This is a genomic window from Rathayibacter sp. VKM Ac-2762 (assembly GCF_009866585.1).
In the GTDB taxonomy this organism is placed as follows: domain Bacteria; phylum Actinomycetota; class Actinomycetes; order Actinomycetales; family Microbacteriaceae; genus Rathayibacter.
This window is the reverse complement of the sequence record NZ_CP047419.1, coordinates 2485436-2504909: the sequence shown is the minus strand read 5'-3', so window position 1 is coordinate 2504909 and position 19474 is coordinate 2485436. Positions and strand designations below refer to the sequence as shown.

Below are 19474 nucleotides of genomic sequence, written 5' to 3'. Positions count from 1 at the left end.
CGGGTGCCTCCGTAGCGTCGAGGACATGCAGAACCAGACCTCCTCCGTCGTGGCGCGCGTCGAGGGCGTGCGCAAGCTCTACGGCAGCACGCCGCCCGTCGTCGCCCTCGACGACGTCACGCTCTCGATCGAGCGGGGCGAGTTCACCGCGGTGATGGGCCCCAGCGGATCCGGCAAGTCGACGCTCATGCACGTCCTCGCCGGCCTCGACACCGCCTCCTCCGGCCGCGTGTTCCTCGGGGACGCCGAGATCACCTCGATGAGCGACGCCGAGCTGACCGTGCTCCGCCGCCGCAGCGTCGGCTTCGTCTTCCAGGCCTTCAACCTCGTCCCCACGCTCGACGTGCGCGGCAACATCCGCCTCCCGTTCGAGCTCGACGGCCGCTCCGTGACCGGCGACGAGGAGCAGTGGATCGCCCGGCTGATCGAGTCCCTCGGGCTCCGCGAGCGCCTCACGCACCGGCCCCATGAGCTCTCGGGCGGGCAGCAGCAGCGCGTGGCGATCGCCCGCGCCCTCGCCACCCGGCCGCAGCTGATCTTCGCCGACGAGCCCACCGGCAACCTGGACTCGCGCACCGGCCGCGAGGTCCTCAGCCTGCTCCGGGCCTCCACCCGCGAGTACGGCCAGTCGATCGCCATGGTCACCCACGACCCGATCGCGGCGGCCTACGCCGACCGCATCGTCTTCCTCCGCGACGGGGCCGTCGTCGACGACCGCCGCGGGATGAGCGCCGAGGAGATCTCGCGCGCGATGCTCACGATGGAGGGCGCGGCGTGAGCGGCGTGCGCACGGGCTCGAGCCAGGGCGGGGGCGCCATCGTCACCGTCGCCGCACTCGCCGCGGCGTTCGGCGCCGTGCTGGTGCAGGTCATCGCCGACATGGTCGCGGCCTTCGCGGCAGCGGGGATCGACGGCATCGGCCAGGTCGCCCTCATGCTCGGGATGGTCGGCGCCGTCTTCTTCGGCATAGCGGTGTTCGTGGGCGGGATCGTCACGGCCAACGCGGTCTCGACCGTCATCGCCGGGCGCACCCGCGAGATCGCCCTGCTGCGCCTGCTCGGCGCCTCCGGCCGGTCGCTGCGCAGCGGGATCGTCCGCACGGGCCTCCTGCAGGGGCTCCTCGGAGCGGCGATCGGCCTGGTCGCCGGCGTCGCTCTCGTGGCGCTCGCCGCGGAGCTCGCCATCCGGAGCGGCACCCTGCCCCGCTTCGACTACCCGCTCGTCTCGCCCGGCCTCTTGCTGCCGCTGATCGCCGTGGTCGCCTCGACGGTCATCGCCTCGTGGTCCGGATCGCGCCGCGTGCTCGCGGTCGCGCCGTCGCAGGCCGCCGGATCCTCCGCCGAGCCCCGCTACGAGGAGCTGCGCGGCCGCACCGCCCGCAACGTCACGGCGATCGTCTTCGTCGTGGTCGGCGCGCTGCTGCTCGCCGCCGGCGTTGTGTTCGGGCTCGCCAACCCCGGCGGCGTCCTCCTCGGGCTGGTCGGAGGCATGGCGTCCTTCACCGGCGTGATCCTCGGGGCGCCCGTCCTGCTCCCTCCGCTCACGGCCCTCGTGGGCCGCGCCTTCGGCCGGGGCCCCGTCGCCCGCCTGGCGTCCGCCAACGCAGTCCGCAATCCGGCGCGCAGCGCCCGCGCCGTCATCGGACTGGTCATCGGAGTGTCGCTGGTCACGATGTTCGCGGTCGCCGCCGCCACCTTCGGCACGATCATGGAGCGCTCGGGCGAGACGAACCCCGAGGTGATCGCGGCGTTCGAGCAGTTCATCCAGGTGAGCACCGCGGTGATGAGCGTCCTGCTCGGCTTCTCGGTCGTTCTGGCCGCCGTCGGCATGGTCAACACGCTGTCGCTCAGCGTGCTGCAGCGCCGGCGCGAGCTGGGCCTGCTCCGCGCGCTCGGCTTCACCGGCTCGCAGGTGCGGTCGATGGTGGTGCTCGAGGCGGCGCAGATGATCATCGCTGCCGCGGTGCTCGGCATCGTGCTCGGGATCGTCTACGGCTGGTGCGGCGCGATCTCGGTGTTCGGCTCGCTGCCGGGCATCGGACTGATCCCGCCGACCGTCCCGGTGCCGATCCTGGTGGCGGTGCTCGTGGTGGGCGTCGTGATCACGGTCGTCTCGGCCGTGCTGCCCGCCCGCCGCGCCACGAAGGTGTCGCCGGTCGCCGCTCTCGCCGTGGCCTGAGGACCGGCACCACGTAGAACCCGCGGCCCGAGGATCGGCGCCCTCACCACGGAGGACCCGGTGCCCCGAGGGCCGGCGCCGCGCAGAACCCGCAGCCGGAGGGCCGGCGCCCTCACACCACCGAGAACCCCGCGGCGAGGGGCTCCCGCCCGCTCAGCGCGAGCAGGAGCTCCTCGCCCCGTCCGGCTCGAGCGGCCAGCCCGCCGGTCAGCGCGCAGCACGCCTCGACGGCCTCGCCGGGCAGCACGTGCGGGATCCCGGTGGCCCGCGAGAGGTCGAGCGTGTGCACGACCAGCTCGAGCAGCCGGGTCCGGAGGTACTCGTCCAGCTCGATCGCGTGGCCGCCCACGGCGACGAGGCGGCCGGGACGCTGAGCGGCGACCAGCTCGACCGCGCGGCCCGCCGCCTCCGCCAGCGCCTGAGCCGGCCTGTCGCCGAGCAGCAGCCCCGCCTCGACCCCGCGCCGCGCCACCGCCGCGGGGTCGGCGACGTTCCCGGCCAGCGCGGCGTAGTAGTCGAGCGCGTCCTCGATGGTCGGCTCGGGCGGCTCCGGAGCGAGGAGGTACGCCTCGACCGTCAGCACCGCCCGCGACGCGTGGCCCGCGAGGCCGCGGACATCCCAGACGCCGAGCCCCGGCTGCTCCCACTGATCGTCCCGCACCTGCGCGAGCAGGCCGACGAGGGCGGCGGCGGCGGCCTCGAACAGCGCGGCGGTGCTCATGGAGCCATGCTGGCACGGTGCCCCACACTGATCGCATGAGCAGTCCCCGCCGCCCCGGTCCCGTCACGCTCGTCGGCCGCTCGATCGTCCTCGAGCCGCTCGCCGTCGAGCACGTCGAGCCGCTCGGGCGGGCGATCGGGCGTCCGGAGGTGTTCGCCGGCGGCTACGGAGGAGGACCGTCCGGCCTCCCCGGCACCCCGGAGGAGTTCCGCGCCTTCGTCGACCGCTACTACCCCTGGGGCACGGGCCTGCCGTTCGCCGTGCTGCAGGAGGGACGCGTCGTCGGCACGACCTCGCTGGCCGACTTCGACGAGGCGCGCGAGGCGGCCCACCTCGGCTGGACGGCCTACGCGCCCGAGACGTGGGGCACCGTCGTGAACCCGGAGGCGAAGCGGCTGGTGCTCGGGCTCGCCTTCGACAGCGGCTACGAGCGGGTGAAGCTCCAAGCGGATGCGGTGAACGCGCGCTCGCGGGCCGCGATCCTCCGTCTCGGCGCCGTGTTCGAGGGGGTGCTCCGCCACGACCAGCGGCGGGCCGACGGCTCGTGGCGCGACACGGCCGTCCACTCGATCCTCGCGGCCGAGTGGCCGGCCGTCCGCGACGCGCTCGACCGCCGGATCGACGCGGCGCTAGCGCTCCCCGCCTCGACCGCGCAACCGCTGACCGGGCGGCCGCCCGAGGAGTAGGAAGGAGGCATGGAACGCATCCACTACGCCGGCAGCTCCGTGCTGACGGGTACCGCCATCGCGCGGTCGCTGCTGGCCTACGCGGAGGCGCTGGCGCTCACCAAGGGGTCGATCACGGTCGACATCCCGATCCGCCAGGAGTCCGGCCGGCCCGGACGGGCGGCGCTGCTGATCGGACCGGCGAGCCAGCTGTTCTCGGAGTCCGAGGACGACGGAGCCGAGGAGCTGCTCGACGAGGAGCTCGTCGAGCGCTTCACCCGCGAGACGGCCCGCCTGGGCGTCTCGCACCCCGTGGCCGAGGAGGACGGCGGCGCCGGGCCCCTCTCCGCCGTCGACACCGAGATCCCGCACTTCCACGGCGAGGACGACTCCTGGTGAGCATCCGGGGCGCCGGTAGGATCGACACTCACGACTCCGCCCGATCCTTCGCGGACGGGCGACTTCCCGAACGGAGAACCGCCTGATGGGGCGACTGATCTACGACTCGACCCTCGAGGCCGACTTCGACGACCGTCTGCTGGCGCACCTGCAGATCGTGATCGGCTCGAAGCTCGCGCGCAACGAGTCCTTCTACTTCTCGTGGAAGGACTCGCAGGCGGTCGGCGACGGACGCACCTCGATCTGGCTGCACCCCGCCATCCCGTTGCGCTTCAAGTACCACGGCGGCCGTGCCCCGAACATCAACCCGGACTGGATCCGACAGCTGCTCGCCGACTCGCACACGGCGCACGGGCTGCGGATTAGCGAGGAGCCCCACGGGACCGCCCGTCAGAGCGAGGAGAGCATGCTGTGAAGCGCGTCGAGATCATCTACGGCGGAGCGCCGTTCAGCCTGAGCGAGACGTCGGCCGCGGAGGTGCGCGAGAGCATCGACCGCGCCCTGGACGGCTCCGCGTCGCGCTGGATCACGGTGAACCAGGGCGAGGGCGAGCCTCGCGAGACCTCGATCCTGATCACGCCGGGAGTGGCGTTCTCGGTCGCCGACGTCGCGCACTGAGGTCGACGCCGCGGTCACGGTGATCGCCGCCGCTCACGGCGCCGGCTCGGTCCGGGGCGCTCGCGCCGCCGGCCCGCCTCGGAACGACTGCCGTCCTCAGCGCACCCGCGCCGCTCAGCCCGCCAGCACGCGGGGGAACTCCCCCGGGATCTCGCTCGCGAGGTACCCGGCCGGGCCGATCCGTGCGGAGAGGCGCGTGTCCGCCTCCGTGTGCAGGAACGCGCCCCACGCGGCCGCGCCCATCGGATCGACGCCGCGCCCGCGCAGGCCCGCCGTCGCTCCGGCGAGCACGTCGCCGCTGCCAGCGGTGGCCAGCCCGGGGTGCTCGCCCTCGATCCGCACCGCGTCGCCGTCGGGCGAGGCGATCGTGTTGAACAGGCTCACCACCGCGCCGTAGCGCTCGGCGACCGCGAGGGCGGCCCGCTCGACGTCGTCGACCTCCTCGCCGAGGAGCCGGGACGCCTCCTCCGAGTTCGGGGTCAACAGGAGCCTGCCCGCGAGCCTCCGCGCGAGACGGCGCTGCCCGGGCAGGACCCCGAGCGGGAAGGCGTCGAGGTGCACGGCCGGCACGTCGTCGAGGAGCGGAGCGAGGGCACGGAGGGTCGCGGCGGTCGCGCGCGGGTCGTCCAGGCCGGGTCCGATCAGGGCGACGTCGGCGGAGGAGAGCTCGCCGGCCAGGACGTCGAGCCCGCGGCCCGAGACGGAGCCGGTGCGCGTCTCCGCGAGCGGGACCACTCCGCACTCCGGCAGCGCGGCCGCGGTGGCCGACGCGACCGACTCGGCGACGCAGAGCGTGATGCGACCCGCGCCGGTCCGCAGCGCGGCGATCCCCGCGAGGATCGCGGCGCCGGGCGTCTTGCGGGCGCCGCCGACGACGACCACGTCGCCGCGGGAGTGCTTCGAGCCTCCGGGCTCCGGGAGGGGCCAGCGCTGCTCGAGCAGGGCGCGGGAGACGAGGTCACTCATGAGGGTCTCCTTCTCCGGCCGCGCGGTCGTCGTGCCGGGTGACGGGTGCGCCGGAGCGCTCGAGGTGGGACGTGCGGTTGAAGAGCTCGAGGCGCCACGCGTCGCCGTCGCGGACGAGACGGGTGACGGAGCCGTTGGCGACGGGCGTCGAAGCGCCGATGTCGAGCAGCTCGTGCTCGGAGAGGCCCTCGAGGACGTAGCGGAGGACGAGGACGACCGCGTCGTGGCAGAAGAGGATCGCCGGCCCGGGAGGCGCGGCGACGGCGAGGTGGTCGACGAAGGCGCGGACGCGGAGCGCGAGGTCCGTCCAGGCCTCGCCTCCCGGCGGTCGGTAGTAGAACTTGCCGAGCCACTCGCGCCGCGCCGCCTCCTCGGGCATCCGGGCCCGCACGCCGGCGGAGGTGAGGCGGTCGGTGACGCCGAGGTCGCGGTCGCGCAGGCGCTCGTCGGGGCGCAGCCGCAGGTCGATGCCGGCCTCGCCGAGGGCGAGGCGGGCGGTCGCGGAGGCGCGGCGGTAGGGCGACGTCCAGGCGGAGGCGGGTCGCGCCTCCTCGGCCAGCCAGCGGCCGAGCGCGCGCGCCTGCTCCTCGCCGGCGGGGGAGAGCTCGACGTCGGGGTCGCGGCGGTCGACGGCGATCTCGTGAGCCCCCGAGGCCTCGGCGGCGCTCGCCGCGATGTTGGCGAGGCTCTCGCCGTGACGGACGAGGAGGAGCTCGGTCGGGCCGGTGGAGGAGGCGGGCATGGCTCCACGCTCCGCCTCGCGGGCCGGAGGCGCCAGGGGGTTCCGCCGCGGCGACGCGGGTTGCTACGGAGGGGTTCCGCCGCCGTCAGGGCGCCTCTCCGTCGGCGCGCTCCTCCGCAGAGACCGCCGTGACGACCGCGGTGAGCGTCTCGGGGTCGCTCAGGATGCGGAAGTGCCCGCCGGTCTCGATCCGGACGTTGACCGCGCCCTCGAGCATGCTGCCCTCGGGGATGTGCGGATCGAAGAGGCCGAACACGGAGGTGATCCGCGCGTTCGCTCCGGAGCGGCTCGACAGCAGCAGGGTCGTGGCGTCGCGCGGCGAGAAGGCGCGCAGGCTCCGGAGGACCAGGTAGGGCGCGTAGCGGGAGCCGCCGAACGGGGTCGCCACGGCGACCATCCGGTCGACCCGGCCGTCCGGGTCGAGCTCGGTCATCACGTACTTGCCGATCAGTCCGCCCTTGCTGTGGGCGACGATCACCACGTCGCGGAGCCCGTGCTCGGCGAGGTAGGCGGCTACGTCCTCGGCCGTCCGGGCGACCGGGCGGCCGTTGCGGCCGAGGCTCGTCAGCACGTGGAGAGGGTGCCCGCGCTCGTGCAGCGGATCGATGATCGGGCGGAGGAAGGACCAGGTCTCCCAGATCCCCGGCAGGACCACGACGGGCCGCCGGTCGCCGTCGAGGTAGTCGTCCGGGGCACGGCGCGAGAGGACGCCGCGCACCTGCCAGGCGACGGCGTAGGCGTAGTCGCGGATCCACCAGACGGCGTCGCGCACCAGGCGCCGGAGCCGGCTCATGCGGCGGGCTCCGACCGGAGGGGCAGCGGGGCGGCGGGCCTCTCGCCGAGCGCAGCGGCGAAGCGGAGGATCTCGCGGGCGAGCGCTCCGGGCTCGGTGCGGGGGACGACGTGGCGCGAGCCGGCGAACTCGACGAGCCGCCCCTCGCGCGCGCGGGCCGTGAGCCGCTCGCACCAGTCCCGGGTGGCGATCGGGTCGTCGTGGCCGCGGGCGACGAGGACCGGCACCTCCAGCTCGGCGACGCGCTCCTGCACCGGATGCCGCAGCATCTCGGGCAGCTGGCGCAGGTACCAGCGCAGGCCGCCGCGCAGGTAGTCGGCCAGCAGGATCGCGTCGACGCCCACCGGCTCGCCGAGGCAGTCCCGCAGCAGCGCGAGCCCCTGGCGGACCGCTCCGGGCCGCTGCGGATCCACCACCGGCCCGATGAGCACCGCACCGCCGACCAGGCCGGGCGCGCGCAGCCCCAGCTCGACCGCCACCTGCGACCCCATCGAGTGACCGACGACGACCGCGCGCGAGACGCCCAGTCCGCGGAGGACCTGCTCGACCTGCCGCGCGTGGTCCTCGAGGCCGATCCTCCGCCGCGGTCGCGCGTTCGCGCCGAAGCCGGCGAGGTCGACGCCGATCACCCGGCCGTGCCGCTTCAGGCGGGCGGCGAGCGGCGAGAAGGTGTGGTGCGACATCCCGATCCCGTGGATCAGGACGAACACCGCGCCCGCTCCGGCCGGACCGGTGTCGACCGTCCGCAGCGTGACGCCCTCGACCTCGTGTCGCACGGGGAGGACGCGGCGGGGCGGTGTCGGCAGCATCGTCCCAGGCTAGGGATCGTCGGCCGGCCGCGCGGGGGGATGCGCCCGCTCCCGCCGTGGTCTAGGCCGCGTCCGCCCTGGGGAGGAGCGTCCACCCGGCCGGCCGCCGGCGGTCCCCGCCGAGCGTCCCGTCGTCCCCGCTGTCAAGCGGCTCCTCCCCGGCGGCGCCCCTGCCTAGCCTCGGAGGAGGGGGTCGGCGCGCGCCGCTCCCGGAGGGATGACGCCATGCGGATCGCGATCGTCGGGGCGACCGGCAACCTGGGGACGGCGCTGCTGCGGCGCCTGCACGGCGAAGCCGGGGTGGAGGAGATCGTGGGCATCGCCCGCCGGGCCCCTCGGCTCCGCTCGGAGGAGTACCACGACGTGCGCTGGGTCGAGATCGACCTCGCGTCGAGCGTCGCCCCGCGGCGGCTCCGCGAGGCCTTCGCCGGCGTCGACGCCGTCGTGCACCTCGCCTGGGCGCTGCAGCCCAGCCACGACGAGCCGTTCCAGCGGCTGGTCGACGTCGGAGGCACCGCGGCCGTGCTCGAGGCGGTCGCCGCCGTGGGAGTCGGCCAGGTCGCCGTCGCCTCGTCCGTGGGCGCCTACAGCGCGGCGCCGAAGTCGATCCGGGTCACCGAGGACTGGCCCACGGGCGGCCTGCACACCTCGACCTACAGCCGCCACAAGGCCGCGAACGAGCGGCAGCTCGACGCCTTCGAGGAGCGGCACCCCGAGATCGTCGTCACACGCCTGCGCCCGGGGCTCGTCTTCCAGCACGGAGCGGCGACGGAGATCGCCGGGCTCTTCGCCGGTCCCCACTACCCGACGCGGTGGCTGAAGGCGGTCCGGATCCCGGTCCTGCCGCTGCCGCGGAGCATCGTCTTCCAGGGCGTGCACGCCGACGACGTGGCCGACGCCTTCTGGCGCGCGCTCGACCGGCGCGCCGGCGGGGCCTTCAACATCGCGGCCGAGCCGGTCCTCACTCCGGAGCGGCTGGCGCACGCCTTCGGCGCCCGCCTGGTCACGGTGCCGTTCGGGCTGCTCCGCTCCGTCGTCACGGCGACCTGGCACCTGCGCCTGCAGCGCACCGACGCGGGCTGGCTCGACATCGCGGGCAACGTCCCGGTCATGTCGACCGAGCGCGCCCGCGCCGAGCTCGGCTGGGCGCCGACCCGCACGGCGGAGGAGGCGCTCGCCGAGCTCGTGGCCGGCCTGGCCGACCGCTCGACCGTCCCGGGCTCGCCCCCGCTCCGGGGATGATCCGGCCGGTCGTCGATCGGAGGCGAGCCCTCCCGGTCAGTCGGCGACGCGGATGAGCACCTTGCCCGTCGCGCCCTGCTCGACCGCGTCGTGGGCGGCCGCGGTCTCCTCGAGCGGGAACCAGGTCAGCGGGAGGCCCGCCTCCTCGCCCACCGGGAGCGCGCCGTCGACGAGCGCCGCGGTGATGTCCTCGGCCGCGGCCTGCAGTGCCTCCTCGCCCACGGTGTAGAGCAGCAGGCCCTGCCAGCGGGCGTTCTTCGCGAAGCTCGCGACGATCGGCACGGTGAACTCGTCGCCGTTGTTGTTCGCGTAGTACCCGATGCTGCCGTGGTTGGCGAGCACCTCGACGTCGAGCGCGGCGTTCTGAGCCGGGGCGACCTCGACCACGTGCTGGACGCCCTCGGGGGCGAGCTCGCGGATCCGGTCGGCGAGCGCATCGTCCGGGTACTGCAGCACGTGCTGCGCACCGGCCGCACGGGCGAGCCGCTCCTTGGAGTCGCTGCTCACCGTCGCGATGACGGTCGCCCCGGCCCAGACCGCGAGCTGGATCGCGGCGTGCCCGACGGCTCCGGCGCCGCCCTGGACCAGGACGGTGCGGCCGGCGAGGGCGCCGGGCGCGAGACGGGAGGGGCCGTGCTCGTGCACGGTGAGGGCGCGGTGGGCGGTCATCGCGGGGACGCCGAGGCTCGCGGCGACGTCGATGCCGACGCCCTCGGGCAGGCGCACGACGTGCTCGGCGGCGAGCACCGCCGACTCCTGCGCGGTGCCGGTGGGGCGGCGGTGCGCGGAGAGGTACATCCAGACCCGGTCGCCGACGGCCAGGCCCTCGACGCCCTCGCCGACCGCCTCGACGACACCGGCGCCGTCCTGGTTCGGGACGACCTCGTCGAACGCGAGGTCGCCGTCGGCGCGTGCCTTCCAGTCGGTCGGATTCACGCCCGACGCCAGGACGCGGACGCGGACCTCGCCGGCGCCCGGCGCCCGCTCCTCCCGATCGACGAGGGAGAGGACGGAGGAGTCACCGGTGCGGGAGTAGACGATCGATCGCATACGGAGGGCAAGGAGTGCGGGCGGCGGCGTATTCCCGGCGGCACGACGAAGGGCGGCGGGCCCGGAGGCCCACCGCCCTGTCAGCGCCGACGGATCAGTGCTGCACGTCCTCCTGGACGGCGTGCTTGGCCTCGCGGGCCGAGTCCTTCACGTCGTCGGTGGCGGAGGTGCCCGCCTCCTTGACGTTCTGCGCAGCGTCGGTCGCGGTCTCCTTGACGGAGGCGAAGGCCTGCTGCGCGGGCTCGCGGAGCTCGCTCGCCGCCTCCTTGGCCGCGTCGGTCACCTTGTCGACGACCGGCTGGGCCTGCTCCTTGACGCGGCTCGCCGCCTCCTTCTCCTTGCTGGAGGCGGGGATGAGCGAGGCGACGAGGAGTCCGGCGCCGAGGGCGATGAGCCCCACGGCGAACGGGTTGCCCTCGGCCTTGGCCTTCGCCGAGCCCGCACCGCTCGAGAGCGAGTCGGAGGCGTCGTGCGCCGAGCCCATCACCCGGTCGCGGACGGAGCCCACGGCCGACTTGACCTTGTCGGTCTGACGCTGCGCGATGGCGGACGGGCTGACCTTCTCGGCCAGCGCGTCGACGTCTCCGCCGAGCTCGAGGCGCGTGCGCTCGATGTCCGCCCGGATCTCCTCGGGTGTCTTGTTCTGTCCTGCGTCGTACGTCATCGTCCTGCCCCGTTCGGCTTGAGGGTGTCGGGAATCTTCTTGAGGGAGTCGACCGTCTCGGGAGCGCCGTCGACCTGCTTCAGGCTCTTGCGGCCCACCGCGTAGAGGATCGCGGCCACGATCGCCCAGATGACGGCCACGACCACTCCGGACCAGCCGTTGCCGATCAGAGTGCCCAGGCCCCACCAGAGGGCGATCGAGAGGAAGAGCACGGCCATCAGCGCGGCGTAGCCCGCCCCGCCGAGGAGGCCCGCTCCCTTGCCCGCCTTGCCGGCGGACTCCTTGAGCTCGGCCTTGGCGAGGGCCATCTCCTGGCGGATCAGCGTGGAGAGGTCGCGCGAGACCTCGCCGAGCAGATCGCCCAGCGACGTCGACCCGGCCCGCTGGTCGGGCGTCTCCGTCGAGCGGTGGACGCCCGTCGGGTCGGTCACAGCCGGCCGCCGTTCGGGAAGCCGCCGTCGAGCGGGTCGGCGACGGGCTCGGTCGGCGCGTAGTCGCGCTCGAGGGAGCTCGAGCCGACGGTGCCGTAGGCGGACGCGACGGGCGCGTCGTACGCGGAGGCGTCGGAGTACGCGGTGGTCGAGGCGGGGGCGTCGAACTCGGGCCCGTCGGTGCGGGTGCTCGTCGCCTCCTTCTCGTCCTTCGCCTCGGCGGTCAGGGCGCGGATGAGGCGCCCGCCGACGAGTCCCGTCGCCGCGGCGATGAGGATGAAGGCACCCGGGCGGCGGCGGGCGAACGCGCGGACGTCGTCGAGGAGCTCGGACGGGTCGCGGTTCTCGAGCCACGAGGCCACACCCTGCACGCGGGTGGCCGCCTGGGAGACGAGCTTCGCGGCGGCGTTGTCGCTGCCGCCCTCGCCGTTGGCCAGCGCGGTCAGGTCGTCGCTGAAGGCGCGGGCGCCCTTGGCGGCGTTCTCCTTCTGGGCGTGGGCCTGCTCGGTGAGCTGGGTGCGGCTCTGGTCGTAGAGGTCCTTGACCTGGACCTTGGCCTCCTGGACCACGTTGGCGGCCTCGTCCTTGCCGGTCGAGAGCACTTCGCTCGCGGCCTGCTTGGCGTCGCCGGCGACGGCGCCGGCCTGGTCCTTGGCGGTGCCCGCGGCGGCGCTCGCCTTCTCCTTCGCGGAGTCGGCCGTGCCGCCCGAGGAGGAGCCGGAGGAGGTGTCCGTGGAGGCGACGTGCGCCCCGCTGTCGATGGGGGTCTCGGTCGCGCCGAAGTTCGCGGCGCCGTCTCCGAACGGAGGTGAAGCGGGATCGATGTTCGACATCGTCTGTCCCTTCCAGGATCGAGTGGGGAATGAATGCGTGCCGGCGTCGCCAGTCTGTTCGGGCCCTCGAGTACCGGGAAGGGCATAGCGGCTGACCCCCCGATGGGGCTACCATCCCGCGCCCACGAGGGCGGGTCCCGAGGGCCCGTGGATCGACTGCTCCGCCGCCGCGTCAAGCCCCTTCTGACCCGCGAACAGGGCTCCCTACCGTCGAGAGGACAGACATCGGACGTCCGCACCCGGATCCGCCCGGCTACCCCGGAAAGGCAACCAGTCATGTTCTTCCACCGTCAGGAACTCCAGTTCACGTCCACGCCCTCGAAGCCCGACGCGGTCTTCGCCCGCCGCTTCCAGGAGGTGCTCGGCGGCCAGTACGGCGAGATCACCGTGGCGATGCAGTACGGCTTCCAGGCCTGGAACGCCCACGACCCGGGCAAGTACCGGGACCTGCTCTTCGGCATCGGCGCCGAGGAGTTCGGCCACGTCGAGATGATCGCCGTGATGATCGCCCAGCTGCTCGAGAAGGCCCCGGTCGAGCAGTCCGAGGACGCGATGAAGAAGGACCCCGTGCTCGCGGCGGTCATCGGCGGCTCCGACGTGCAGCACGCCATCGTGGCCGGCGCCGGCGCGCGCCCCGTCGACAGCATGGGCAACCCGTGGCAGGGCTCCTACATCACCGCCAGCGGCAACCTGCTGGCCGACTTCACCGCCAACGCGAACGCGGAGATGCAGGGTCGGCTCCAGGTCGCCCGGCTCTACCACATGACCGACGACCACGGCGTGCGCGACCTCCTGTCGTTCCTCCTGGCCCGCGACACCATGCACCAGAACCAGTGGATCGCGGCGGCCGCCGAGCTGCGCGCGGAGGGCCGGGAGGACCTGCCCGTGCCCTCGAACTTCCCGATCTCGAAGGAGGAGCGCTCGGTGTCGTACGAGTACATCAACTTCTCGGACGGAGCGGCGGCCTCCGAGGGCAGCTGGGCCTCGGGCCCGACCCCGGACGGCAAGGGAGAGTTCAGCTACCGGGTCGCCGAGCCCGGCGGCAACGTCCCGATGCCCCCGCCCACGCAGCCGGACGAGCGCCTCTACGGCACCGACCCGAAGCCGAACATCGTCGAGAAGGCAGTGGGGGCCGTCAAGGACGCGGTGACGGGCAAGTGAGCGCCGCACGGATCCTCGGGGCGCTCGGCGCCTCCGCCCTGACGATCGGCCTGCTGGCCGGCTGCACCGGCGACGCCCAGACGCCGAACCAGTCGGGGAGCGCGGTGCCCACCAGCGCCGACGACGGATCGTCGCAGACGCCCACGAACGCGCCCTCGCAGTCCGCTCCGTCCGAGTCCGCCACCCCGGCGACCTGATCCCGCGCCCTCGACCGGCCGGCACCGGTCGAGGGCGCGAATCATCGCAGTCCAGCGGGCGCCCGGGCAAGCCCCTTCCCGCTCCCAGGAAGCGGGCAGTTCCCGGTCCTACGGTCGTGCCAACGATCAGCGAAGGAGGCACCACCATGGGGCTCGATGACAAGATCAAGAACGCCGCTCAAGACATCGCCGGCAAGGCGAAGGAAGCCCTGGGCGACCACAAGAACGACGACAGCCTGAAGGCCGAAGGCCAGAAGGACCAGGCCGCGGCCTCGGCCAAGAAGGCCGGCGAGGACGTCAAGGACGTCTTCAAGTAGGTCTCGGCAGTACCGCGAAGGCGGCGCTCCCCTCGGGGGGCGCCGCCTTCGCTGTTCCCCGGCTAGGGGCGCAGGACGACCTTGATGCAGCCGTCCTCCTTCTTCTGGAAGGTCTCGTAGAGGGCCGGAGCGTCCTCGAGCGGCGCCCGGTGGGTCACGAGGTCCATCACGCCGAGCGGATCGGAGGAGTCCTCCACCAGCGGCAGAAGATCGTCGATCCAGCGCTTCACGTTGCACTGGCCCATCCGCACCGTCACCTGCTTGTCGAACATCGACTTCAGCGGCATCGGGTCGGCCTCTCCGCCGTAGACCCCGCTCAGCGAGACGGTGCCGCCGCGGCGGACCAGGTCGAGGGACGCGTGGACCGCGGCGAGGCGGTCGACGCCGACCGTGTCCATCGCCTTGCGGGCGATCGGGTCGGGCAGGAGCCCCGCCATCGACTGAGCGAACGAGCCGACCGGCGAGCCGTGCGCCTCCATGCCGACCGCGTCGACGACGGAGTCGGGGCCGCGCCCGTCCGTGAGGTCGCGCAGCTGCGCGGCGATGTCGTCGGACAGGTCGAACGTCTCCACGCCGTACCGCTCGGCCATCGCGCGCCGCTCGGCGACGGGCTCCACGGCGAGGACGCGGTAGCCGCGGTGGGCGCCGATCCGCGCCGCGAACTGGCCGACAGGGCCGAGTCCGAAGACGACCAGGGTCCCGCCGTCGGGCACCTGCGCGTACTCCACGCCCTGCCACGCGGTGGGCACGATGTCGCTGAGGAAGAGGTAGCGCTCGTCCGGCAGGTCCGTGCCGACGACGATCGTGTTGTAGTCGGCCAGCGGCACGCGGAGCAGCTCGGCCTGCCCGCCGGGGACCTGGCCGTACATCTTCGTGTAGCCGAAGAGCGCCGCTCCCGAGCCGTACTCGGTGACCTGCGTCGTCTCGCACTGCGACTGCAGCCCTCGGCGGCACATGAAGCACTCGCCGCAGGCGATGTTGAAGGGCACGACGACCCGGTCGCCGGGCTTCAGGGTGGTGACTCCGGAGCCCACCTCCTCGACGACGCCCATGGGCTCGTGGCCGAGCACGTCCCCGCGGTCGATGTAGGGCCCGAGGAGGCGGTAGAGGTGCAGGTCGGAGCCGCAGATCGCGGTCGAGGTGATCCGGACGATCGCGTCGGTCGGCTGCTGGATGCGGGGGTCGGGGACGGTCTCGACCGAGACCTTCTCGATGCCCTGCCAGGTGAGTGCTCGCATGCTCGTGTCCGTTCTCCGGCTCGCGCCGGTCGGGGTCGGTGTCCCTCCACCGCACACCCGGAGGGCGCCGAGGGGGAGGGGCTTGACGCTCCCCGGAGCGTTCCCGAGGGGGATTCCCGGGAGAACGCACGGACGTGCATCCCGCGTTCACCCGACTCACGGCGGCCGAGTGGTGGGATGGGGGAATGGATGCTCTCTACACCGCCATCGCCCACGCCTCCGGTGGAGGACGCGACGGCCACGTCCGCACCGAGGACGACCGTCTCGACCTCGACACCCGCGCCCCGCAGGAGCTCGGCGGCTCCGGCGAGGGGACCAACCCCGAGCAGCTGTTCGCGGCCGGCTACTCCGCCTGCTTCCTCAGCGCCCTGCACGGAGCCGGTCGCCAGCTGAAGATCGACACGACCGACGCGGCCGTCTCGGCCAGCGTCTCGATCGGGAAGAACGACTCCGACGGCTTCGGCCTCTCGGTCGAGCTCGACGTCTACGTGCCGAAGGCGAGCTCCGAGGACGCGCAGAAGGTCGCCGATGCGGCGCACCAGCTCTGCCCGTACTCCAACGCCACCCGCGGCAACATCCCCGTGCAGATCAACCTGGTCGACTGACCGGGCCCTCTCGACGGCCCCTCCCGGACTCCGGGCAGGGGCCGTCGTCGTGTCCGGGGGCGGTCCGTTAGGGTCGGGGCATGACCGAGGAGCTGTCGCACGAGGAGCCGTCGCACGAGGAGTCCCTGGCGCGGGCCGAGCTCGTGCAGATCCGTCAGAGCATCGACAACATCGACGCGGCGCTGATCCACCTGCTCGCCGAGCGCTTCAAGTTCACGCAGAAGGTCGGCCGGCTGAAGGCCGCGCACGGGCTGCCCGCCGCGGACCTCGAGCGCGAGGCCCGCCAGATCGCGCGGCTGCGGGCGCTCGCCGAGGAGTCGCACCTCGACCCGGCGTTCGCCGAGAAGTTCCTCGGGTTCATCGTCGCCGAGGTCATCCACCACCACCAGCGCATCGCCGACGGCGCCGAGGACTGAGGCTCAGCCCTCGATCCGCAGCAGCCCCGCCGTGCGCTCGCGCAGCACGCCGAGCAGCAGCGGGTAGTCGGGGAAGAGCTGGTCGCGCCGCAGCGTCGGCACCCGCAGCCCGAGGGGGACCTCCGTGATGCGGCCGTTCGTCTCGGTGAGGGTCAGGCGGAGGCTATGGCTCCCCGTCGGACTCGAGGCGACGACCGAGCGCAGAGCCTCGAGCGGGAAGATCAGCCCGTCGATCTGGATGGCCGACTCCGACACCACGATCGAGCCCGGCAGCCCGGGCCGCAGCGCCAGCCGCGCGGCGACCAGCCCGAGCGGGAGGGAGAGCGCCACGACGACCGCCCCCAGCGCGATCTGCGCGCGGTCGCCCGACGGGGATCCCGCGAGGGCGACGGCCAGGACGCCGGCGGCGAACGCCTCCGTGGCGACGACGACCAGGGCGACCGCCCGGCGCTGGAGCGGAGCGCGGTGCGGCCGGAAGCGGACGGCCGAGGCGGGCCCGGCCAGAGCGGGCGGCAGGGCGTGGCGGACGCGGGCGGCGGCGCCGAGGTCGGCGAGCAGGGCGGCGAGGTCCTCCGGGCGGAAGTGCGCGCAGCGGACCTCGACTCCGTCGCCGCGGCACCAGGCGACGAAGCCGTCGCCGTCGGCGGACTCGAGGAAGCGGACCGACCGGCGGGGCCACTGCTCGCGGCGGCGGCGGCCGCGCATCAGCACGACCTGCGTCTCGGTCGTCATCACGCGGGTGGGGGAGACGACGAAGAGCGAGACCGCCGAGGCCAGTCCGATGACGACGGTGAGGGCGAGGAGCCCGAGCGCGAGCACCGACTCGTCGAGGACCCCGCGGCGGTCCGCGAGGACGGCGAACGGGATGAGCACGGCCGCGAGGCCGGCGCCGAGGAGCCGCAGGAGGAGGGCGCGGAGGCGCCGCAGGACCGATGGACCGTACACCCGTCGCGTCCGGATCGCCATCGGTTCCGACTCCATCGCGTCAGGCTAGCCCCGGCCGGGGCCGGTCGCCCGGAGAGGCGCGGCGGTGGCGCGATCCTCGCGCCACCCGTCCCCGGTTCGGGGGAGGAGTGGCGCGAGACGCGGCCTACGCCTCCGCGGTGCGGTGCAGGGCGCGGACCGAGACGACCCGGCGACGGGCGATCGCGGCGACGGTGAGCAGCAGCCCGAACAGCAGCCAGATCACCAGGCCGACGACGGCGCCGGCCGTGCCGTCGGTGCCCTCGACCACTCCGGACAGCGCGTTCTGCGCCGCCGAGAGCGGCAGGAACCCGAGCACGTCGTCGAACAGCCCGGGGACCGTCGAGATGATGCCCGCGCCGAGCGCGATCACCGCCGCGACCATCGCGAGGAAGCGGCCGATCCCTCCGAGCAGGGCGACCAGCCCCTGGTTCACCGCGGCGAACGAGGCGCCGGTGAGCATCGCCAGGAGGGCGAAGCCGACCCAGCGGCCCGGCTCCAGGCCCGCGACCCCGCTCATCACGATCGCGACCGCGAGTCCCTGCACCACGCCGATCACGAGCGCCGGCACGTAGGAGGAGAGGGCGAGCGCCGCGGAGGAGCGGGTCGAGGAGAGTGCACGGTGCGAGAACGCCGCGAGCACCAGGAACGTCGCGAGGGCGCCCAGCCAGAGGGCGATCGTCGCGAAGAACGGGACGCTGGAGGCTCCGAACAGGTCGGTCGCGCTGCTCGCGTTCTCGACCGGGTCCGAGACGACGTCGGCGAGGTTCGTCGACTCCGACTCGGTGTAGGTCGGGAGCTGCGCGACGGCGGCGTCGAGGCCGGTGGCGAGCGTGCGGATGCCGTCGGCGAGCTGCACGGCGCCGTCCGAGACCCCGCTCGCGCCGTCGGCGAGCTGGTCGGCTCCGTCGGCGGCGGAGGAGGCTCCCGTGGCGAGGTCGGCGGCACCGCCCGCGGCCGTGGTCGCGCCGGTCGCGAGGTCGCGGGCGCCGGCCGCGGCGGTGGTGGCGCCGGTCGCGAGCTGCGCCGACCCGGCCGCCGTGGTGTCGAGGCCGTCGGCGAGCTGGGACGCTCCGCCCGCGGCGTCGTCCGCGCCGTCGGCGAGCTGCGTCAGGCCGCCGGACAGCTGTCCGATGCCCCCCGAGAGAGTGCGCGCGCCGGTGGCGGACTGCCCGACCGCGTCGATCAGCGAGGGCTGCCCGTCGCCGCCGAGGCGGATGCCCGCGTCGATCCCGGCGACGGCTCCCGCGGTCGTCGTGGCGAGGGTGGTCGCGCCGGTGGGTCCGTCGGCCGAGGCGATGACGGCGCGCGCGGCGAGGCACTGCGTCGTCTCGCAGCCCTCGAGGGCGGCGCTGAGCGCCTCGAAGGTCCCCGCGGTGGCGGCGGCGGCGCCGGCGCTGAGTGCGGCGACCTGCTGGGTCCCGTCGCCGGTCCTCACCACTCCCTCCCTCAGCTGGTCGAGCCCGTCGGCCAGGTCGGAGGCGCCGCCCTGCAGCGCGGTCGCCCCGGTCGCCGAGTCGCGGGCGCCCGTCGCGAGCTGTCCCACTCCGCCGGAGAGGCCGCGCGCACCGGTGGCCAGCTGCGCGACTCCGCCGGAGAGGTCGGAGGCTCCGGTGCCCAGCTGCCCCACGCCGTCGGCGAGGGACGAGGCTCCGGTGCCGATCTGCCCGACGCCGTCCGAGAGCGAGGAGGCGCCGGTGGCGAGCTCGTCGATCCCGTCGGCGAGGCTGCTGGTGCCGTCGGCGAGGGTGGAGGCGCCGGTGCCGAGCTGGTCGGCGCCGTCGGCGAGCGTGCCCGCGCCCTCGGCCGCCTGGCCGATCTGCTCGTTGAGGGTGTTGAAGCCGACGTAGACGTTCTCGAGGTAGGCCGTGGTCAGCTGCGTGTTGAGCAGCGAGGTGGCGGTGCTGGTCACCGTGGCCGAGATGGCGTCGTCGACGAGCTTGGCCTTCTCGCTGGTGGCGATGTCGATGGTCGCCTTCGTCGCCTCCGCGGCGTCGCCCGAGTACGAGGTGGCGGCGGCGGAGAAGGAGGAGGGGATCGTCACGACGGTCGCGTAGCTGCCGTCGGCGAGGCCCTTCGCGGCGTCGTCCTTGTCCGTGAGGACCCAGGTGAAGTTGCCCGTCGAGTCCGAGCCGGAGACGTTGGGCACCGGGGTCGTGCTCGCGGACGGCGTCGCGCTCGCCGAGGGGGTGGAGGAGGGGGCGTCCGAGCTCGCGGAGTCGGTGCCGCCCGTCACCAGGCCGGCCGCGAGCTGGCGCCCGAGCGGCACGGTCTGCCCGTTGATCTCGACCGGGGTGTCCTCGTTGACCACGGCGGCCGTGATCGTGTCGAGGCGCTCGGTCGGGTTCCACAGCGCCCAGACCAGGAGGCCGCCGATGACGAGGGGGACCAGGACGATCCCGAGAAGGGTCAGCCAGGACACCTTCTTGACGCCGCGGGGGCGTTCGAGGGAGAGGAGAGCCATCT

At 74.0% G+C, this 19474-nt stretch carries 24 protein-coding genes; 12 read left to right on the top strand and 12 right to left on the bottom strand.

Annotation, left to right across the window (positions count from 1 at the left end):
* Positions 1-25: 25 nt before the first annotated feature.
* Both GTU71_RS11810 and GTU71_RS11805 read left to right on the top strand, forming a co-directional pair.
* Positions 26-778, top strand: a complete 753-nt coding sequence (locus GTU71_RS11810) for an ABC transporter ATP-binding protein (protein ID WP_104222781.1) — start codon at positions 26-28, stop codon at positions 776-778.
* The gene (locus GTU71_RS11805; protein ID WP_159940206.1) at positions 775-2178 is read left to right on the top strand and encodes an FtsX-like permease family protein; all 1404 of its coding nucleotides are present in this window, start codon (positions 775-777) and stop codon (positions 2176-2178) included. Before GTU71_RS11810 ends, GTU71_RS11805 begins: the two co-directional genes overlap by 4 nt.
* 112 nt (positions 2179-2290) lie before the next feature.
* Here GTU71_RS11805 and GTU71_RS11800 read toward each other — a convergent pair whose 3' ends face one another.
* On the bottom strand, positions 2291-2899 hold the full coding sequence (locus GTU71_RS11800) for a maleylpyruvate isomerase N-terminal domain-containing protein (RefSeq protein ID WP_159940204.1): 609 nt from the start codon (positions 2897-2899) through the stop codon (positions 2291-2293).
* A gap of 35 nt (positions 2900-2934) precedes the next feature.
* Between GTU71_RS11800 and GTU71_RS11795 the strand changes: the two genes are divergently transcribed.
* The 4 genes from GTU71_RS11795 to GTU71_RS11780 all read left to right on the top strand — a co-directional run bounded on the left by GTU71_RS11795 (position 2935) and on the right by GTU71_RS11780 (position 4581).
* The gene (locus GTU71_RS11795) at positions 2935-3585 is read left to right on the top strand and encodes a GNAT family protein (protein ID WP_104282711.1); all 651 of its coding nucleotides are present in this window, start codon (positions 2935-2937) and stop codon (positions 3583-3585) included.
* Positions 3586-3594: 9 nt separating this feature from the next.
* A complete protein-coding gene (locus GTU71_RS11790) occupies positions 3595-3963 on the top strand; it encodes a hypothetical protein (protein ID WP_104222777.1) in 369 nt (122 codons plus the stop codon).
* An 85-nt stretch (positions 3964-4048) separates the two neighbouring features.
* Positions 4049-4378, top strand: a complete 330-nt coding sequence (locus tag GTU71_RS11785; protein ID WP_104222776.1) for an ATP-dependent DNA ligase — start codon at positions 4049-4051, stop codon at positions 4376-4378.
* Positions 4375-4581 carry a hypothetical protein gene (locus tag GTU71_RS11780; protein WP_104222775.1) on the top strand — a complete coding sequence of 69 codons (207 nt, stop codon included), beginning with the start codon at positions 4375-4377 and terminating at the stop codon, positions 4579-4581. The genes GTU71_RS11785 and GTU71_RS11780 overlap by 4 nt, the downstream gene beginning before the upstream one ends.
* Before the next feature lie 114 nt (positions 4582-4695).
* Here the strand turns inward: GTU71_RS11780 and GTU71_RS11775 are convergent, their stop codons facing one another.
* From GTU71_RS11775 to GTU71_RS11760, 4 genes are all read right to left on the bottom strand, one after another.
* Positions 4696-5547, bottom strand: coding sequence for an NAD(P)H-hydrate dehydratase (locus GTU71_RS11775; protein WP_159940202.1), 852 nt, complete (start codon positions 5545-5547; stop codon positions 4696-4698).
* Positions 5540-6289 (bottom strand): histidine phosphatase family protein, encoded by a 750-nt coding sequence (locus GTU71_RS11770; RefSeq protein ID WP_104250670.1) that lies wholly within the window; start codon positions 6287-6289, stop codon positions 5540-5542. Before GTU71_RS11770 ends, GTU71_RS11775 begins: the two co-directional genes overlap by 8 nt.
* 85 nt (positions 6290-6374) lie before the next feature.
* Complete coding sequence (locus tag GTU71_RS11765; protein WP_104239324.1) at positions 6375-7082, bottom strand: alpha/beta hydrolase; 708 nt, start codon at positions 7080-7082, stop codon at positions 6375-6377.
* A complete protein-coding gene (locus tag GTU71_RS11760; RefSeq protein WP_104329304.1) occupies positions 7079-7891 on the bottom strand; it encodes an alpha/beta hydrolase in 813 nt (270 codons plus the stop codon). The genes GTU71_RS11765 and GTU71_RS11760 overlap by 4 nt, the downstream gene beginning before the upstream one ends.
* Positions 7892-8116: 225 nt before the next feature.
* Here GTU71_RS11760 and GTU71_RS11755 point away from each other — a divergent pair, with 225 nt between their 5' ends.
* Positions 8117-9133, top strand: coding sequence for an NAD-dependent epimerase/dehydratase family protein (locus GTU71_RS11755; protein WP_159940200.1), 1017 nt, complete (start codon positions 8117-8119; stop codon positions 9131-9133).
* 36 nt (positions 9134-9169) lie between these two features.
* Here the strand turns inward: GTU71_RS11755 and GTU71_RS11750 are convergent, their stop codons facing one another.
* From GTU71_RS11750 to GTU71_RS16475, 4 genes are all read right to left on the bottom strand, one after another.
* A complete protein-coding gene (locus tag GTU71_RS11750; protein WP_104329303.1) occupies positions 9170-10183 on the bottom strand; it encodes an NADPH:quinone reductase in 1014 nt (337 codons plus the stop codon).
* A gap of 94 nt (positions 10184-10277) precedes the next feature.
* On the bottom strand, positions 10278-10847 hold the full coding sequence (locus GTU71_RS11745; RefSeq protein WP_104222768.1) for a DUF3618 domain-containing protein: 570 nt from the start codon (positions 10845-10847) through the stop codon (positions 10278-10280).
* Entirely contained in the window at positions 10844-11278 is a 435-nt protein-coding gene (locus tag GTU71_RS16480; protein WP_104222767.1) for a phage holin family protein, read from the bottom strand. Before GTU71_RS16480 ends, GTU71_RS11745 begins: the two co-directional genes overlap by 4 nt.
* On the bottom strand, positions 11275-12111 hold the full coding sequence (locus GTU71_RS16475) for a hypothetical protein (protein WP_104225698.1): 837 nt from the start codon (positions 12109-12111) through the stop codon (positions 11275-11277). Before GTU71_RS16475 ends, GTU71_RS16480 begins: the two co-directional genes overlap by 4 nt.
* A 276-nt stretch (positions 12112-12387) precedes the next feature.
* Here GTU71_RS16475 and GTU71_RS11730 point away from each other — a divergent pair, with 276 nt between their 5' ends.
* The 3 genes from GTU71_RS11730 (at position 12388) to GTU71_RS11720 (ending at position 13786) form a co-directional block, all read left to right on the top strand.
* Positions 12388-13272, top strand: a complete 885-nt coding sequence (locus GTU71_RS11730) for a manganese catalase family protein (protein ID WP_104222765.1) — start codon at positions 12388-12390, stop codon at positions 13270-13272.
* Positions 13269-13469 carry a hypothetical protein gene (locus GTU71_RS11725; RefSeq protein WP_104255990.1) on the top strand — a complete coding sequence of 67 codons (201 nt, stop codon included), beginning with the start codon at positions 13269-13271 and terminating at the stop codon, positions 13467-13469. The genes GTU71_RS11730 and GTU71_RS11725 overlap by 4 nt, the downstream gene beginning before the upstream one ends.
* 146 nt (positions 13470-13615) lie before the next feature.
* A complete protein-coding gene (locus GTU71_RS11720; RefSeq protein ID WP_104222763.1) occupies positions 13616-13786 on the top strand; it encodes a CsbD family protein in 171 nt (56 codons plus the stop codon).
* Positions 13787-13848: 62 nt separating this feature from the next.
* Here the strand turns inward: GTU71_RS11720 and GTU71_RS11715 are convergent, their stop codons facing one another.
* Complete coding sequence (locus GTU71_RS11715) at positions 13849-15024, bottom strand: zinc-dependent alcohol dehydrogenase (protein WP_159940198.1); 1176 nt, start codon at positions 15022-15024, stop codon at positions 13849-13851.
* Between the two features lie 185 nt (positions 15025-15209).
* Here GTU71_RS11715 and GTU71_RS11710 point away from each other — a divergent pair, with 185 nt between their 5' ends.
* Both GTU71_RS11710 and GTU71_RS11705 read left to right on the top strand, forming a co-directional pair.
* Positions 15210-15629, top strand: a complete 420-nt coding sequence (locus GTU71_RS11710; protein WP_104222761.1) for an organic hydroperoxide resistance protein — start codon at positions 15210-15212, stop codon at positions 15627-15629.
* 80 nt (positions 15630-15709) lie between these two features.
* Entirely contained in the window at positions 15710-16045 is a 336-nt protein-coding gene (locus GTU71_RS11705) for a chorismate mutase (RefSeq protein ID WP_104222760.1), read from the top strand.
* Between the two features lie 3 nt (positions 16046-16048).
* Here the strand turns inward: GTU71_RS11705 and GTU71_RS11700 are convergent, their stop codons facing one another.
* A complete protein-coding gene (locus GTU71_RS11700) occupies positions 16049-17026 on the bottom strand; it encodes a hypothetical protein (protein ID WP_159940196.1) in 978 nt (325 codons plus the stop codon).
* Positions 17027-17135: 109 nt separating this feature from the next.
* Positions 17136-19472, bottom strand: a complete 2337-nt coding sequence (locus tag GTU71_RS11695; protein ID WP_159940194.1) for a YhgE/Pip domain-containing protein — start codon at positions 19470-19472, stop codon at positions 17136-17138.
* Positions 19473-19474: the final 2 nt, after the last annotated feature.